Source organism: Pseudomonas sp. TMW22091, assembly GCF_022496705.1.
Taxonomy (GTDB): Bacteria; Pseudomonadota; Gammaproteobacteria; order Pseudomonadales; family Pseudomonadaceae; genus Aquipseudomonas; species Aquipseudomonas saxonica.
This window is the reverse complement of record NZ_SCFI01000007.1, coordinates 155,614-171,104: the sequence shown is the minus strand read 5'-3', so window position 1 is coordinate 171,104 and position 15,491 is coordinate 155,614. Positions and strand designations below refer to the sequence as shown.

Genomic DNA, 15,491 nt, shown 5'->3' with positions numbered 1-15,491 from the left:
GCTCCTACATAAGTTTTCGCGTCACTTACCTAGAGTTCAGGCTTTTACGGCGGCTAAAGGACGCGCATGGCTAAGAAAAATGCACCCCGCAAAATTTGGCGCCATGTAGGGGGGGAGGGGGGCTATAAATACCTCGACGACATGACTGCCAAAGAAATGGCTGATCTAGAGGTTATAAACCGCAGCTATGACCCTGTCATGGCGGCCGATGCGGCCAGCCACCAAAAGTGCTTTGACTATTACGAGCAAAAACAGCGCGAAGAGCGCGCCAAAAAGTTCGATCTGAGCTTGCGCATTGGTGTGTTCTTTGACGGCACCGGCAACAACGCCAGTAATACCTTCGACGGCAAACGTTGCGGGGCCCATCACCCTGTGCGGGCGGAGGACCTGGACGGTAGTTGCAAAGCGTATATGGCTGATTCCGAGAGTAGTTATGGCAATGATCTAAGTAATGTGGCGCTGTTATCAGACCTGTATGACTCAGATGAAGTGTTGAAAGGCAGCAGTAAGCGCAGAAGTCTGCAGCGCAGATTTTATATGGACGGTATTGGCACTGTACGCGGCGAGGAGGACAGCTGGATCGGTTCGGGTACGGGGCGTGGCGAGACCGGAGTTGAAGAGCGCGTGGGGGAAATGTTTCAGCAGCTTCTCAGATGGATGCAAAGCCTTAGTGGTTTGCATCTGGACGCCGAGATCAGCGCCGTGACCTTTGATGTGTTTGGTTTTAGCCGGGGTGCAGCCGCTGCTCGTCACTTTGTTAACCAAGTCACCAGTGGTACTCAGGGTTATTGGCGTGAACTCATGGACCGCTCCCAGCTTAAATTCAGTGCTTGTTTTGCGCCTTATACCGATGTTCAGCTGGGGTTTGTCGGCCTGTTTGATACCGTCGCCTCCATTGTGGGGTGGGACAACCTGGGCAATTTAAGCAGCAAGCATATCCCTCTTCTGCAACTGTACTTAAGGCCGAACCGGATTAATAACGTGGTGCAATTGGTCGCCCGTGATGAAAAGCGCTTTAACTTCGCATTAAGTAAAGTTGGCCCCGATCATCTGGAAATAACGTTGCCGGGCGTGCACTCGGACATCGGCGGGGGCTATCGAGCACTGTTGGAAGAAGAACTGATGGTCACGCCTCTGCAAGCGCTTGAGGTGGCGCTGGATCAGGACGTCACCGACACATCGATTTATCGTGATGCAGTGGAAGCTAAAGCACGCTGGATCGCCGAGGGCTGGCCCGCGGATGCGCTGCATATAGTGACACCCAAGGCAGAGCGACTCCCCCCAGACATTGAGGACCGTATGGCCCCGCCACGAAAACGGGTTTATGCGGGCTTGCAAATAAGAAGGGAAGTGCGAGGTGAATTATCTCTGGTGTATTTTCGAGTAATGCATGCGTTGGCCAAGGCCAAGCAAGTACCGTTAAAAGAGATCGAAGATAAACCTGAATATCAGATACCCGAGGAGCTTGAACCACTGTGTGAACGGTTTGTTGCGGGTGATTACTCCGTTACACCTACAGAAGAAAGGCTGTTGCGACGCCGCTATATTCACACCTCAGCCCATTGGAACCATCCCTTGGCCAAAGCCAGAGGTAAAGCCATCACGCTGCTTTACATCAACTCCCCCATGGAGAACGGAATACGCGTTCGCCATCCCCATGTGCGAACAACGTGAGCATTATGAAACCACTTAAAACAGTATTTTTACTGCTCAGTCTGTTAGCCCTGACAGCCTGCAAAAACGACTCCTTTCTCAGTAATAGCTCTGTGCCGAGTAAAGCCTGGAGTCTTGACGTTTTCAGTCCGCCTTATATGCAGGGTTGGGTTGAGCTGGTCGTTTCTGAGGATGTTAAAGGTAGGCGATCTGTTGGCCCAAGGGGCTTGCTCGGTACGGGCGATGAACACATTGAAAAAGAAGTTGCAAGAGGCTGGTATAGGGATGGTGGGTGGGATGTTTATACGATGAGTGGCGCTGATTTGCCAAAACGTATTTACGTGCGCTGGCAGTCCATCATTGAACAAAAGACCTATAAGAGCTGGATCGAAATTCCCGAGGAAGCTCGCAGAATGATGTACGACTCTGTGCGACGTAAATGCACGAAATTTCCTGGTCGCCCACTGAATAGACTGGCCTCGATCAATGTAGGGGTTGCTCCCGGAGGTGTTATTGGAGTGTGGGTAGAGGATCACTGCATTCTTCCTCATAAGATCGCACGCGCACAGGCCGAGGTTGAACCTTTAGGCCCGTATCAAGGGAAAAATCAAGGACGTTACGCTCACCCCATCGACGAAAACGCAAAACGCTACGTTGAGCGCTGGGGTATTCCTTATGGCAGTTGGTGATGCTCATCGGGGCTTCTGCGCACTGCTTTCCTTGGCCCCATCATTCCCAAGTGCAGACAAAGGTAGCGTGATGAAACGACTCCAAACAGCTCTCGTGTTGGTAAGCCTATTAATGGTGTCTGCCTGCAAAAACGACCCGCTGTCCGGGGCTGACGACCCTAAAAGCGATACTTGGAGCATTGACTACAGAAGTCCGTCTTTCATGCAAGGCTGGATTGAGCAAATCACCGTTGCAGACATCAAAGGACGATTAATCAGGGGGCCGAGTGGTGGTGGACTCGGTTCTAATAATCTGGGGCTGGACGAGGAATACGCACGGGGATGGCGCACAAATATAGGTAATGTCTACACCATGACCGGAGCAGATCTACCCAAAATTGTTTACGTACGATGGCAGTCCATCATTGAACAAATTACTTACAGCGGTTGGGTCAATATCTCTGAAAACGCTCGCAGCATCATGCGTGGCTCTACAGCCCGCCGATGCCCTGCCTGGCCTGAGCAGCAAGCCAGTTATTACGCATCACTGACTTTAGGCTTGGCGCCAGGCGGGGTGATTCGGGTCTGGGTGCAGGATAATTGCTCGAACTTTGTTTTGGTCGACCAGGGTCAGGCTCAAGTGGAGCCATTAGGCCCGTATCAAGGGCGAAATCAAGGACGTTACGCTTACCCCATCGACGAAAACTCCAAACGCTACGTCGAGCGCTGGGGCATTCCCTATGGCAGTTGGTAATGTGCCCATCAGGGCATCTGTTGACCTCGCAAAGGTAGCGTGATGAAACGACTCCAAACAGCTCTCGTGTTGGTGAGCCTATTGATAATGTCTGCCTGCAAAACCGACCCGCTGTCCGGGGCTGGAGACCCTAAAAGCGATACCTGGAGCATTGACTTTGTAGGGCCGTCTTTCATGCAAGGCTGGATTGAGCAAATCACCGTTGCAGACATCCAAGGACGATTAATCAGAGGGCCGAGTGGCGGTGGGTTGGGTGCTAACAACCAAGCGTTGGATAAGGAGTATGCGAGAGGTTGGGAGCACGAAATAGGTAATGTCTACACCATGACCGGAGCAGATCTACCCAAAATTGTTTACATACGATGGCAGTCCATCATTGAACAAACTACCTACAGCGGTTGGGTCAATATCTCTGAAAACGCTCGCAGCATCATGCGTGGCTCTACAGCCCGCCGATGCCCTGCCTGGCCTGAGCAACAAGCCAGTTATTACGCATCACTCACTTTAGGCTTGGCGCCAGGCGGGGTGATTCGGGTCTGGGTGCAGGATAATTGCTCGAACTTTGTTTTGGTCGACCAGGGTCAGGCTCAAGTGGAGCCATTAGGCCCGTATCAAGGGCGAAATCAAGGACGTTACGCTTACCCCATCGACGAAAACTCCAAACGCTACGTTGAGCGCTGGGGCATTCCCTATGGCAGTTGGTAATGTGCCCATCAGGTATACCCCGCACCTGGAAGGTTTAAGCTGCGTCTTCAAACTCAAGCGACGCGGACACTCGGGCCGCATCTTCAATGGCAGAAATGCATTCATCGCGTTTCTGTTTATTTGAAAAGCTCATGCCGCGCGAGCCAAATCGGCCATGGATAAACAGCTGTTTACCGCCTTGGCGGGTGATCTTTCTGACTTGGTCCAGAGGCACTTGTTCCAGAGTGCCCAAGTCAGTGATGAATTTCAGGTTGAAGTAATCAATGATTGAGTAGTTGGCCATGTCTTTGGGTAACAGTACGCGATTGTTGAAGGCGTCCACGAAGACACCGAAATAAGTAGCGGCGATGGATTGGGCAATTTTTACGCAGATCAGCCCGGTGCCGATCAAGGCAATAGGGCCAAGTACATAGCCTATGGGTGAGCCGAATGAATATGCACACACGATATAGGCCAGCAACAGAAATGATCCGGCGGTAATGAAGGCTGGGGCCAAGTTGCCAATATCGAAAATGCGTTGCGAGTATTCATTCTCGGTGTAGGTGGTTTTAAATGTTTGATACCGGAAAAACGAAACAATCATCAAGGGGATAAATACAACAAACCCCACCAGTAAACATATCGCGCGAGCGTTATCTTGCTTTTCCTTGGCGGTGGCCATCTATACCTTCCATTGTTAAGGGTGAGTTACTTGGAAGGCACTATCGGCGCTGAAGGCTATTTCTTTAAGTTTTGTTCTGCTGGCTGACACACAAGGTTACTGCGACTCCGGGGGCGTTACCTGCATCCGCTCCCCGGAGTTCGCACTCACAATCCGCTATTACGAACGGTCTTGAGACACGTCAGCCAGGTACTCGTCATCACTGACGGGCTCCAGCCAGTCGACATTCTTGCCGTCGAGGTACTCGGTAATGGCGATATGCGTCATGGCGGTGGTTGCCGTGGCGCCATGCCAATGACGTCGCTGGCAGGGGCACCAAATGATGTCACCCGCCGCAATTTCCACTTTTGGGCCACCCTCACATTGGGTCCATCCCTTGCCTTGAGTCACAATCAACGTCTGACCCAGAGGGTGCGTGTGCCAGTTGGTACGTGCACCCGGCTCGAACGTGACGATAGCGCCGGCAATACGTGCCGGTTCTTCGCCCTGAAAAGGACTGTCGATGCGCACGTGGCCGGTGAACCAGTCGGCGGGGCCTTTTTGCGAAGGCGTCGAACCGACACGAGTGATTTTCATAAGCGTGCTCCTAAGGGGAAGTGCAGCAGAGTAAAGCTGAAATTTCAGGTATGACCTCCCTGAACGTCGCTGGGTTCTGTGAGGTCGACCTGGGTGAGTACTACGTCAGCACCGCCGATGTGTTCTTCCTGGGCGCCGCAGCCTATGTTGCACTGCCGTACCGCAAAGCTCTGCAAGCGCTCTGATTGCTTCGCTCATCGGTATACTGCGCACCTTCGCTATTACACCCAATCAACCGTACCGGGATTCTTCATGAGCCGTTCTCTTACTCTGTCACCTGAGCGCAAATCCTTCGCGCCCTGGCTGGCTTTTGTTCTTCTGTTGCTGGGCGCTGTATTTCTGCAAAACAGCGTCGGCTCGCGCCAAGTTCTGTTGTTGATCGTCGGCGCCGCGTTGGGCTTGACGCTGTATCACGCCGCCTTTGGTTTTACCTCGGCCTGGCGGGTGTTTATCAATGATCGCCGGGGCGCCGGTTTGCGTGCGCAAATGGTGATGCTGGCGGTGGCGGTGGTCCTGTTTTTCCCCGCACTGGGGGCGGGGACGCTGTTCGGCCAACCCGTTGTCGGGCTGGTGGCGCCAATCGGGGTGTCGGTGGTGTTCGGTGCGTTTATTTTCGGCATTGGCATGCAACTCGGCGGCGGGTGTGCATCCGGCACGCTGTTCACCGTGGGCGGGGGCAATGCGCGCATGCTGGTGACGCTGTTCTTTTTTATCTGTGGGTCGTTGATTGCCACTCACCACGTCGACTGGTGGTTCGCGTTGCCCTCGTTCCCGGCAACGTCCATTGTCCAGACGCTGGGTGTCGTGCCAGCCTTGCTGATGAGCCTGGCCGTGTTTGCGATCATCGCGGCGGTGACCGTACGGCTGGAAAAAGCGCGTCATGGCACGCTTGAAGCGGGTGTGACCAGTGAATATCAGGGTGTGCGCCGTTTCTTGCGCGGGCCGTGGCCGCTGGTGTGGGGGGCGATCGGTCTGGCGTTGCTCAATTACGCCACGCTGGCGCTGGCGGGTCGGCCGTGGGGCATTACCTCGGCATTTGCACTGTGGGGCGCCAAGGCGGCAAGTGGTCTGGGCGTCGATGTCGCCAGTTGGGGTTTCTGGCAGATGCCGGGCAATGCCAAGGCCCTGGCGGCACCAGTTTGGGAAGACATCACCAGCGTCATGGATATCGGTATCGTGCTGGGCGCGCTATTGGCCGCAGGGCTGGCCGGACGTTTCGCCCCCAGCCTGAAGATCCCCACCCGCTCGCTGGTCGCAGCGGTGATGGGTGGGCTGCTACTGGGCTATGGCTCTCGCTTGGCCTACGGCTGCAACATCGGCGCGTATTTCAGTGGCATCGCTTCAGGCAGCCTGCATGGCTGGGTGTGGCTGGTGGCTGCATTTATCGGCAACAGCGTGGGCGTGCGTCTGCGGCCATTCTTCTTTGGGCCCGAACGGAAGAAACTGGTATTGGGGGGTTGCTGAGTACAGCTGATCACCGTTTATAACGGTGGTGAAATAGAAGGAACTCCTGCCCCATTGCGACCCTCACACGCTTACAACGTGAGGATTGCGTATGACTGACGCACTGGACGACTACCAAAAGAAGCGCAATTTTTCGGCGACTCCTGAGCCGTCCGGCGCGATCAAGAAAACATCATCTGGGCATGCCCTGCAGTTCTGTATCCAGAAGCATGATGCGAGCCATCTGCACTATGACTTTCGCCTCGAACTGCAAGGCACCCTCAAAAGCTGGGCGGTGCCTAAAGGACCGAGCCTTGACCCTCACGTCAAACGTCTGGCAGTGGAAGTTGAAGACCATCCGCTGGATTACGCCTCTTTCGAGGGGCATATCCCCGAGGGGCATTATGGCGCGGGCGATGTCATCGTCTGGGATCGTGGTGTGTGGAAGCCTGTCGGTGATCCAGTGGCGCTGCTTAAAAAAGGCCGGCTCAAGTTTGAGCTGGAGGGCGAGAAACTTCAGGGCATCTGGAATCTTGTGCGCTCTAATCAGGAGGGCAAAAAGCAACTGTGGTTTTTGATCAAACATCAGGACGATGCGGCCAGGCCGGCGTCTGAGTTTGACGTGACCCAGGCAATGCCAGATTCAGTGCTCAGCGACCGCACCCTTGGTGAGAAAAAGCCCAAGGCGGCTGCTACACAGAGCAAAAAAAAGGCCAGCAAACCTGCGTCCAAACCTGCCAAGCCCATCGCAACTGGGCAACTGACTGGCGCCACAGCCGGCCCGCAGCCTGACAGCATGAAACCTGAGCTGGCGACGCTGGTTGAACACCCGCCCGCTGGCGACTGGCTATACGAAATCAAATTCGACGGTTATCGCATGTTGGCCCGGGTCGATAAAGGTGAGGTCAAGCTATTCACCCGCAATGGCCATGACTGGACTGCAAAGTTGCCCGAGCTGGCCAAGGCCATCGCGACGTTGAAACTGGAGTCAGCCTGGCTTGACGGTGAAGTGGTCGTACTCGACAGTCAGGGCGTCCCCAATTTCCAGCAGCTTCAAAATGCCTTCGACGCTGATAAAAGCAGCGACATCATCTTTTATCTCTTCGACATGCCCTATCTCAATGGAGCAGACCTGCGCAACGTGGCGCTGGAAGCGCGTCGGTCAGCGCTGCAAAAAGTGCTCAAAAGCAATAAAAATACCGCCCTGCGTTATTCCGACGATTTCTGCGAAGATGCCCCAAGCCTGCTGCGCAGTGCCTGCCAAATGAATATGGAGGGTTTGATCGGCAAGCGCGCGGGCAGCCCTTATGTGTCCAAGCGTTCGGACGACTGGATCAAGCTCAAATGCAAGCAAGGGCAGGAGTTCGTCGTGGTGGGCTTCACCGAGCCCAAAGGCAGTCGCCAGTATTTTGGGGCTTTACTGCTGGGGCTGCATGACCAGGACAGTGGTGAGCTGCGCTATGCCGGCAAAGTGGGTACGGGATTCGATGGCAAGACCCTGCAATCGGTGCATGCACAACTCAAGCCGCTGGAAATTAAAAAACCCAGTGTTGTGAACCCGCCGACCGGGTTTGAGGCAAAGGGGGTTCACTGGTTAAAACCGCAACAACTGGCACAAATCGCCTACGCAGGAATCACTCAGGATGGCGCTGTTCGCCATGCGGTATTTCAAGGGCTGCGCCATGACAAGCCGGTCAAAAACATCACCCGCGATGTCGCCAAACCCACACCTTCGGGCAATCACCCCAAGCTCACTCATCCAGAGCGGGTCATCGATGCCAGCAGTGGCGCGACCAAGCGCCAGTTGGCGGAGTACTACGTCAGTGTGGCGGACTGGATCCTGCCCACGTTAAAAGATCGCCCGGTGGCGTTGGTGCGCGCGCCGGAGGGCATCGCAGGAGAATTATTCTTTCAGAAAAACGCCCACGGTTTGCCTCTGTCCAGTGTCGACGCTCCCCAGGGCGAGTCTGTGATGGTCATCAACAACGCTGATGCGCTTCTTGAGGCGGTGCAGATGAACACGGTGGAGTTCCATAGTTGGAATGCGAAAGTGCCTGAGCTTGAGCGTCCCGACCGCTTTGTGCTCGACCTGGATCCTGACCCGGCTTTGCCGTGGAAAAGCATGGTCGAAGCGACTCAGCTGATCCTGACCCTGCTCGATGAACTGGGTTTGACTTCGTTTATTAAAACCAGCGGCGGCAAAGGCGTGCATATCGTGGTGCCGCTGACGCGCAGAGACCCTTGGGAGAGGGTTAAAACCTTCACCCATGAGCTGGTGAAGTACATGACTCAGCTGATGCCGGGGCGCTTTTCGGCGGTGGCCGGGCCCAAAAACCGGGTGGGCAAGATTTTTATCGATTACCTGCGCAACGGCAAAGGGGCAACCACTGTTAATGCTTATTCCGTTCGTGCACGGGAGGGCTTGCCCGTGTCGGTGCCCATTGCCAAAGACGAACTGAGCGACATCAAGGGCGCCAATGCGTGGACGATTCAAACGTTGCCCAAACGGCTGGCATCGCTTTCAAAGGACCCCTGGGCCGATTACGCAAAGACCCGGCAGATGATCACCAAAAACATGCGTAAAACCATCGGTCTGGACGAATAAGGGAGTCGTGATGATGAGAACTCTGTGGAAGGGCGCTATCAGCTTTGGACTGGTTCACATCCCCGTGGGGCTGGTGTCTGCCACCTCCCAACAAGGTGTGGACTTCGACTGGCTGGACAAGCGCAGCATGGACCCGGTCGGTTACAAACGCATCAACAAAGCGACCGGCAAGGAAGTCACCAAGGAAAATATCGTTAAAGGTGTGGCCTTTGAAAAAGGTCGTTACGTGGTCATCAGCGAAGAAGAGATACGCGCTGCGCACCCCGATTCAACACAGACCATTGATATTTTTGCCTTTGTCGACAGTGCTCAAATCCCTTTGGTGAACATCGATACGCCTTATTACCTGGCGCCGCAGAAGCGAGGTGAGAAGGTGTATGCGTTGTTGCGACAAACCTTGGTAGACACTGGCAAAGTCGCCTTGGCTCATGTCGTCATTCGTACCACGCAACATCTCGCAGCGGTGATGCCGGTTGAATCGGCGCTGGTATTGGTTCTGCTGCGTTGGCCAGCAGAGGTGCGCAGTCTGGACACGCTCGAGCTGACCGAGGCTGTTACCGAGGTCACACTCAACAAAAGTGAACGTGATATGGCCAAGCGACTGGTCAAGGACATGTCGGCTGATTGGCAGCCAGAGGAATACGTCGATACGTTTCAAGACCAGATCATGCAACTCGTTGAAACCAAAGCGCGGGATGGCAAGATCGAGAATGTCGAGACGCCGGGGGATGCAGATGAGCAGAAATCGGCCGATGTGATTGACTTGACCGAGCTGCTGAAAAGAAGTTTGAACAGTAAAAAATCGCCTGCCCGTGAGGCCGGGAAAACCTCGGCACCCAGCAAGAAAAAACCGGTGGCCGCCACCAATCGGCGCAGCCCGGCCCGTAAAAAAGCCACCTGAGTTCACCAGAGCAGGGCGGCCCAGTCCGCCCTGCCGGTGCATCAATTATTTATCAGGCGTAACGCGCCACACCGTATTGGCCAGGTCGTCGGCGATGATCAAGGCGCCTTTTGGATCAACCGTCACGCCGACTGGTCGCCCGCGGGTTTTGCCGTCAGCGTCACGAAAGCCCGTGGCAAAGTCGACGGGATCACCCGCCGGGCTGCCATTTTTGAAGGGTACAAAAATCACCTTGTAGCCCACTGGGTTATCGCGGTTCCAACTGCCGTGTTCACCCACAAAGGCGCCTTCAGCGAATTGCGTGCCCAGTTGCGGGATGGAAAAATCCACGCCCAGTGCAGCCACGTGTGAACCCAGGCTGTAATCAGGCTTGATGGCAGCGGCCACTTTTTGCGGATTTTGCGGCTGCACACGGGGATCTGCGTGCTGCCCCCAATAGCTATACGGCCAGCCGTAGAAACCGCCTTGCTGCACCGAGGTCAGGTAGTCCGGTACCAGGTCGGGGCCCAGTTCATCCCGCTCGTTAACCACAACCCAGAGCTTGCCGGTATTGGGCTCAATGGTCAGCGCGGTAGGGTTGCGCAGCCCCGTGGCATAAGGTTTGTGGGCGCCGGTTTGGGCGTCGATCTGCCACACCTGCGCGCGGTCGGCTTCGACCTCCAGACCGCGTTCGGTGATGTTGCTGTTGGAACCGATACCCACGTACAACGAGCGGCCGTCCGGGCTGATGGTCAGTGACTTGGTCCAGTGGTGGTTGATGGCCGAGGGCAGGTCAGTCAGCTTGATGGCGGGGCCACTGGCCTTGGTTTGACCGTCTTCATAATCGAAACGCACCAGTGCGTCCTGATTGGCAACGTAGATTTTGCCATCGGCGTAGGCCAGTCCGTAGGGCGCATTGAGGTTTTCAGCGAAGACCGACTTGACCTCGTAGACACCATCGCCGTCTGCATCACGCAGCAAGGTCAAGCGATTGCCGCCTTTGACCTGAGTGTTGCCTTGCGCCTTGATATAGCTGGCAATCACATCCTTGGGCTTGAGCTTGGCGGCATTACCGCCGCGGCCTTCGGCCACCAGAATATCGCCATTGGGCAACACCAGCGTTTGACGCGGGATTTTCAGATCAGTGGCAATCGCCGTGACCGAATACCCCTTGGGCACGGTGGGCTTTTGCTCGGCCCATTGCACCGGCTCGGCAATTTTCATGCTGGGCAACAGGCCACGTTGTGGCTCGGGCAAATTAGGATTCGGGCCCACCGCCAGCTTACTGTCGGCTTCACCGCCACATGCGCTTAACAACACCGCCATGGCGATCACTGTGAGTGCATTTTCAGGCTTCATTTCGCTTCTCCCGAACGCAGACCGGTCAGGCCGACCCACGTGGTCACACAGGCCAGCACGGTGACAATGACTGAAAGAAGCAAGCCATACGGCATGGTCGCCATGGCGTCCTTGGCATGTTCAAACGCGTTCACTAACCCGAGTACCCAGGTGCACAGCAGCAACAGAAAATAGATCACCGGACGGCCGCTTTTGGGCTGCGCCCTGACCAGATTGACCAAGGCAAACAGCAGGGCCAGGCCGGCAAACAACAATCCTCCCGCGATCAGCCAAGCGGCGAAATTACTCCATTGAATTTGAAAGGAATTGAAGTAGGCAATGTCGCTGAACATTGCACCCATAAACAGCGGCACGGTCCCGGCCAGCAGGGTGGCGTGCAGTGGCGAGGGCGTGCAGCGGAAGGTAAGGGGGGCTGAAACGGTCACGACGGCTCCTTGTTGTTGTACGACCCGCCGGTTTCAGTGCGTATGCACTGGCCTTAAGGTCGCGCTAACGTGCTAAGGAACGGATCGTGGTGAGTTGGCGAAAGTTCAATGAAACAGGTATCTATTTGTGTCGGTAGCCACGTCAGGATGTGCTAAGTCCGTGTAGCCGCTGACGAGCTCCGCGAGGCTGCGATCGGCGGCGTAGCCGTCGCAAATTCATTCAATTCGGTACATCAGGCATGCTCGCATTGACGGGGTTTAGCTTTTGCGACGATTGCATCGTCGATCGCAGCCTTCGTTCCTCGTCAGCGGCTACGCGGCAGGTGAATCTCGACCGCCTGTATCACGCCAGCTTTGGCGCCCACTGAACCCCATTGATATGCGCGCCGCCATCGACAAACAACGTATTGCCGGTGAGGTAGCGGCTGTCGTCACTGGCGAGGAAAACCGCCACCGGAGCAATGTCGGTCAGCGGATCACCTATTCGCCCCATGGGGTTAGCCTTGGCCATCTCGGCTGCATTCTCAGGATGGTGACGGGCAAAGCGTTGATAGGCGTCGCTGGCTGCACCCGGGCAGATAACGTTGCAACACACCTGATACTGCGCCCACTCACGCGCAGCGGTACGGGTCAGCGTACGCAGTGCCTCTTTGGCGGCGTTGTAATCGGCGCTGTACAGGTGTGCATTCACACCGTTGAGCGAGCACAGGTTAATCACTCGCCCTGCACCCGCCTGCTTGAAATGCGGGAGAGCGGCTTGCATGGCCCAGAAGGCCGCCATCACAGCCATGTCAAAAGCACCGCGCAGTTGTTCGTCGGTCTGCTCTTCCAGGCGAGCAAACCCCGAGCCGCGCCATGCATTGTTGACCAGAATATCCAGACGCCCAAAACGGCTGACCGCTTGAGCCACCATCGCCTGTACCTGCGTTTTATCGCTGACATCCACCTGCATGAAACTGACCCGCTTGCGCAGCTCGGCAGGCAAGTTGCTCAGGCACTCATCGCCCGCCGCTACATTGATATCAGCCATCAGCACATACGCACCTGCGCGAGCGTAGGCTTGTGTCATGCCGCGGCCAATGCCCGCGGCGCCGCCGGTCACAATAGCCACTCGGTCTTCAAGCGTTCCCATGCTGTCTCCGTCATCAGTCGTTCGCTGCAAGGGCAGGCGAATAGATGAAGAAACTGTGCTGGGCGATGCTATGGGCCACATCGTCTGTTCGAACTAGGGGTTTGAATCGCAGGGGTTGCCAGATATATATGGATATCCGTATATTCGGTTATCCGCATGTAAAGAGCCTCTGATGATCACACCCTGCGATGTATTCAAGAGCTTGTCCGATGAAACCCGCGCCCGCGCCACCTTGCTGATAGCTCATCAAGGTGAGTTGTGTGTGTGCGAACTGATGTGCGCGCTTGACGACAGCCAACCCAAAATAAGCCGTCACCTCGCACAGCTGCGCAGCAGCGGCCTTTTGTTGGATCGCCGTCAAGGTCAGTGGGTTTATTACCGTCTCAATCCGGATCTTCCCGAGTGGGTTCGCGAGATCCTGCACGTAACGTTTGAAGCCAATACGCAATGGCTTGAGGACAACACTTCGCGGCTGCAACACATGAAAGGCCGCCCGGTTCGTGAAGCATCCCGCTGCTGACGAGCCCACCCATTCGCCGCCTGTTTAATGCTTGACGCTCTTCAGGAGGAGCCATGTCAGAACACCTGCCCAACCTCGATGTATCCCTTTTCGAAGGCCTGCCGACTTCGGCCGGGCCTGATCACCCGCCACGCATTCTCTTGTTGTACGGCTCAACCCGCGAACGCTCTTTCAGTCGTCTGATGGTGGAGGAGGCCGCCCGTTTGCTTGAGCATTTCGGTGCTCAGGTGCGCATCTTCAATCCCTCGGGCTTGCCGTTGCCAGACGATGCCCCGGTCGAGCACCCGAAAGTACAAGAGCTGCGCGAGCTGGTGCTGTGGTCGGAGGGTCAGGTCTGGTGCTCGCCGGAGCGGCATGGCGCAATGTCGGCCGTTTTCAAGGCACAGATTGACTGGATACCGCTTGAGATGGGTGCCGTTCGTCCCACACAGGGCAAAACCCTGGCGGTGATGCAAGTCTGTGGTGGCTCGCAGTCCTTCAATGTGGTCAACCAACTGCGTGTATTGGGCCGCTGGATGCGTATGTTCACTATTCCCAATCAATCTTCGGTACCCAAAGCCTATATGGAGTTCGACGACAGCGGCCGGATGAAGCCATCACCGTTTTACGACCGGCTCGTGGATGTGATGGAAGAGCTGGTTAAATTTACCCTGTTGTTGCGTGATCAGCAGGCAACGTTGGTGGACCGTTACTCAGAGCGCAAGGAAACGGCTGAGCAACTGATGGCCCGTGTCAATCAGCGGTCGATCTGAAGGGCAACCCTATACGGTCAGCCGGCCCCGGTGGGCTGACCTGCAACCCCCGTTAAAACCAGCCGGTGCAGCAGGTTGTGAACGCAACTTGTTATAAATTGTTTCACCCTGGATTTTTGATGTTGTACGATAACGTACCTGTGTTTTCGGCAGACCCGCACATCCAATAATAATGGGGGGACCGACCTGTGAATATTCGCAGTATCGAAATCTTACGCCTTAGTATCCCGTTCACGGCTGGCTCTGAGCGGCCACAGCAGCCCAATCAAGCCAAGGACGATGACGCCTTCAATGCGGCGTCGCCAAGTCATCGCACGATGCAAAGCCTGATGCTGAAAGTCACCACCGACACAGGAAAGGTGGGATGGGGTGAGGCGTTCGGGCATGGTAGCAATGGGGTGACATTTGAGGCGTTGAAGAGCGTCGTAGCGCCTCTGTTTATCGGCACGCGGCTTGAAGACCGTGAGCTCACCCTGGAAAAGGCGCGTCGTGCCGTCCATGGTTTTGGCTCCACTGGAGCGATGGTCTATGCACTCTCGGGCATTGATATTGCTTTGTGGGATCTGGCGGCTCAGAGCGCCGATATGCCGCTTTATCAACTGCTCGGCGGTACCCGGCGAACGCTTGAGGTTTACGCCAGCCTGGTCAGTTACGGCAACGATCCTGACGAAGTTCGCCGTCAGGTTGCCCGCGCCCGCGCGCAGGGCTTTCGCAAAATCAAACTCCACGAAACCCGCGTTGAAGCCATTGAGGCGGCCCGTGAGGCGCTGCCTGTGTCTGCGGGTGAGTTAATGGTGGATGTGAACTGTCCGTGGTCTGTGGCCCAAGCGCAGAGCATCGCAGAACGCTTGCTTAACCTTGAGTTGACCTGGCTGGAGGAGCCCGTCTGGCCGCCTGATGACGTCGCCGGGCTGGCTGAAGTTCGACGCGTGGGCGTGCCTGTCTCCGCCGGTGAAAATGCGGCGGGGGTAGAAGGCATCAAAGCGTTGCTTGAGCAACAAGCGATCGACATCGTACAACCTAGCGTGGCGAAAATCGGCGGCATCGGCGCCATGCTCCAGGTATTTGCCTTGGCTAAACACCATCGGGTGAAGGTTGTGCCGCATTGTTTTTACTTTGGCCCGGGGCTGTTGGCGGTGGCGCACCTGTGCACATTACTCCCCCCTGACGTGGCTCTGGAAGTGCCCTTTATTGAGTTCGAGCGGCTGCTATACCCGGCACTGGCTTTTAAACCGAGCATGGAGCTGCCCCGTGTTGCCGGGTTGGGTTTCAGTCCGGATGTGCAGGTGATTGAAGATTATTGCGTAGACCGCGCGTTGATCGAGTAAGCCCTCAGTTGTACCCACTCATAAAAAAGG

The 15,491-nt window shown here is 55.8% G+C and carries 16 protein-coding genes; 11 read left to right on the top strand and 5 right to left on the bottom strand.

All coding sequences use genetic code 11. The features are described 5' to 3' along the window. The first annotated feature begins 66 nt into the window (after positions 1 to 66). From EQV93_RS15245 to EQV93_RS15230, 4 genes are all read left to right on the top strand, one after another. Positions 67 to 1,674, top strand: coding sequence for a T6SS phospholipase effector Tle1-like catalytic domain-containing protein (locus EQV93_RS15245; protein ID WP_240891848.1), 1,608 nt, complete (start codon positions 67 to 69; stop codon positions 1,672 to 1,674). 5 nt (positions 1,675 to 1,679) lie between these two features. Then, positions 1,680 to 2,342: a DUF2931 family protein gene (locus EQV93_RS15240; RefSeq protein WP_240891847.1), complete on the top strand. Its 663-nt coding sequence runs from the start codon at positions 1,680 to 1,682 to the stop codon at positions 2,340 to 2,342. A gap of 70 nt (positions 2,343 to 2,412) precedes the next feature. Then, positions 2,413 to 3,075, top strand: a complete 663-nt coding sequence (locus EQV93_RS15235) for a DUF2931 family protein (protein WP_240891846.1) — start codon at positions 2,413 to 2,415, stop codon at positions 3,073 to 3,075. A gap of 87 nt (positions 3,076 to 3,162) precedes the next feature. Beyond that, entirely contained in the window at positions 3,163 to 3,780 is a 618-nt protein-coding gene (locus EQV93_RS15230; protein WP_240891845.1) for a DUF2931 family protein, read from the top strand. Positions 3,781 to 3,814: 34 nt separating this feature from the next. Here EQV93_RS15230 and EQV93_RS15225 read toward each other — a convergent pair whose 3' ends face one another. After that, positions 3,815 to 4,441 (bottom strand): hypothetical protein, encoded by a 627-nt coding sequence (locus tag EQV93_RS15225; RefSeq protein WP_240891844.1) that lies wholly within the window; start codon positions 4,439 to 4,441, stop codon positions 3,815 to 3,817. 159 nt (positions 4,442 to 4,600) lie between these two features. After that, positions 4,601 to 5,017 carry a (R)-mandelonitrile lyase gene (locus EQV93_RS15220; RefSeq protein WP_122783141.1) on the bottom strand — a complete coding sequence of 139 codons (417 nt, stop codon included), beginning with the start codon at positions 5,015 to 5,017 and terminating at the stop codon, positions 4,601 to 4,603. Between the two features lie 50 nt (positions 5,018 to 5,067). On the opposite strand from EQV93_RS15220, the gene EQV93_RS22410 reads away from it, so the two are divergent. The 4 genes from EQV93_RS22410 to ku all read left to right on the top strand — a co-directional run bounded on the left by EQV93_RS22410 (position 5,068) and on the right by ku (position 9,966). Continuing rightward, positions 5,068 to 5,202: a hypothetical protein gene (locus EQV93_RS22410; RefSeq protein ID WP_272492655.1), complete on the top strand. Its 135-nt coding sequence runs from the start codon at positions 5,068 to 5,070 to the stop codon at positions 5,200 to 5,202. Positions 5,203 to 5,269: 67 nt separating this feature from the next. Beyond that, positions 5,270 to 6,481 carry a YeeE/YedE family protein gene (locus EQV93_RS15215; protein WP_122783142.1) on the top strand — a complete coding sequence of 404 codons (1,212 nt, stop codon included), beginning with the start codon at positions 5,270 to 5,272 and terminating at the stop codon, positions 6,479 to 6,481. Between the two features lie 91 nt (positions 6,482 to 6,572). Then, complete coding sequence (gene ligD, locus EQV93_RS15210; protein ID WP_146386775.1) at positions 6,573 to 9,065, top strand: DNA ligase D; 2,493 nt, start codon at positions 6,573 to 6,575, stop codon at positions 9,063 to 9,065. A gap of 10 nt (positions 9,066 to 9,075) precedes the next feature. Further along, on the top strand, positions 9,076 to 9,966 hold the full coding sequence (ku, locus tag EQV93_RS15205; protein ID WP_122783144.1) for a non-homologous end joining protein Ku: 891 nt from the start codon (positions 9,076 to 9,078) through the stop codon (positions 9,964 to 9,966). A 45-nt stretch (positions 9,967 to 10,011) separates the two neighbouring features. On the opposite strand, the gene EQV93_RS15200 is transcribed toward ku, so the two are convergent. The 3 genes from EQV93_RS15200 to EQV93_RS15190 form a co-directional block, all read right to left on the bottom strand. Beyond that, positions 10,012 to 11,304 carry a PQQ-dependent sugar dehydrogenase gene (locus EQV93_RS15200; protein WP_146386777.1) on the bottom strand — a complete coding sequence of 431 codons (1,293 nt, stop codon included), beginning with the start codon at positions 11,302 to 11,304 and terminating at the stop codon, positions 10,012 to 10,014. Continuing rightward, entirely contained in the window at positions 11,301 to 11,729 is a 429-nt protein-coding gene (locus EQV93_RS15195) for a DUF2231 domain-containing protein (RefSeq protein ID WP_122783146.1), read from the bottom strand. The genes EQV93_RS15200 and EQV93_RS15195 overlap by 4 nt, the downstream gene beginning before the upstream one ends. Before the next feature lie 343 nt (positions 11,730 to 12,072). Continuing rightward, entirely contained in the window at positions 12,073 to 12,861 is a 789-nt protein-coding gene (locus tag EQV93_RS15190) for an SDR family NAD(P)-dependent oxidoreductase (RefSeq protein ID WP_240891843.1), read from the bottom strand. A gap of 172 nt (positions 12,862 to 13,033) precedes the next feature. Here EQV93_RS15190 and EQV93_RS15185 point away from each other — a divergent pair, with 172 nt between their 5' ends. The 3 genes from EQV93_RS15185 (at position 13,034) to EQV93_RS15175 (ending at position 15,461) form a co-directional block, all read left to right on the top strand. Then, positions 13,034 to 13,381 carry a metalloregulator ArsR/SmtB family transcription factor gene (locus EQV93_RS15185; RefSeq protein WP_240891842.1) on the top strand — a complete coding sequence of 116 codons (348 nt, stop codon included), beginning with the start codon at positions 13,034 to 13,036 and terminating at the stop codon, positions 13,379 to 13,381. A gap of 53 nt (positions 13,382 to 13,434) precedes the next feature. Then, the gene (arsH, locus tag EQV93_RS15180; protein WP_240891841.1) at positions 13,435 to 14,133 is read left to right on the top strand and encodes an arsenical resistance protein ArsH; all 699 of its coding nucleotides are present in this window, start codon (positions 13,435 to 13,437) and stop codon (positions 14,131 to 14,133) included. A 188-nt stretch (positions 14,134 to 14,321) separates the two neighbouring features. Further along, a complete protein-coding gene (locus EQV93_RS15175; protein WP_240891840.1) occupies positions 14,322 to 15,461 on the top strand; it encodes a mandelate racemase/muconate lactonizing enzyme family protein in 1,140 nt (379 codons plus the stop codon). The last annotated feature ends 30 nt before the right edge of the window (positions 15,462 to 15,491 follow it).

Coding starts and splice junctions, on each gene's coding strand:
- EQV93_RS15220 (WP_122783141.1), bottom strand. CDS start 5,017: ATGAAAATCACTCGTGTCGGTTCGACGCCTTCGCAAAAAGGCCCCGCC.
- EQV93_RS15200 (WP_146386777.1), bottom strand. CDS start 11,304: ATGAAGCCTGAAAATGCACTCACAGTGATCGCCATGGCGGTGTTGTTA.
- ku (WP_122783144.1), top strand. CDS start 9,076: ATGATGAGAACTCTGTGGAAGGGCGCTATCAGCTTTGGACTGGTTCAC.
- EQV93_RS15190 (WP_240891843.1), bottom strand. CDS start 12,861: ATGGGAACGCTTGAAGACCGAGTGGCTATTGTGACCGGCGGCGCCGCG.
- EQV93_RS15230 (WP_240891845.1), top strand. CDS start 3,163: ATGTCTGCCTGCAAAACCGACCCGCTGTCCGGGGCTGGAGACCCTAAA.
- arsH (WP_240891841.1), top strand. CDS start 13,435: ATGTCAGAACACCTGCCCAACCTCGATGTATCCCTTTTCGAAGGCCTG.
- EQV93_RS15245 (WP_240891848.1), top strand. CDS start 67: ATGGCTAAGAAAAATGCACCCCGCAAAATTTGGCGCCATGTAGGGGGG.
- EQV93_RS15185 (WP_240891842.1), top strand. CDS start 13,034: ATGATCACACCCTGCGATGTATTCAAGAGCTTGTCCGATGAAACCCGC.
- EQV93_RS22410 (WP_272492655.1), top strand. CDS start 5,068: ATGACCTCCCTGAACGTCGCTGGGTTCTGTGAGGTCGACCTGGGTGAG.
- EQV93_RS15240 (WP_240891847.1), top strand. CDS start 1,680: ATGAAACCACTTAAAACAGTATTTTTACTGCTCAGTCTGTTAGCCCTG.
- ligD (WP_146386775.1), top strand. CDS start 6,573: ATGACTGACGCACTGGACGACTACCAAAAGAAGCGCAATTTTTCGGCG.
- EQV93_RS15215 (WP_122783142.1), top strand. CDS start 5,270: ATGAGCCGTTCTCTTACTCTGTCACCTGAGCGCAAATCCTTCGCGCCC.
- EQV93_RS15235 (WP_240891846.1), top strand. CDS start 2,413: ATGAAACGACTCCAAACAGCTCTCGTGTTGGTAAGCCTATTAATGGTG.
- EQV93_RS15225 (WP_240891844.1), bottom strand. CDS start 4,441: ATGGCCACCGCCAAGGAAAAGCAAGATAACGCTCGCGCGATATGTTTA.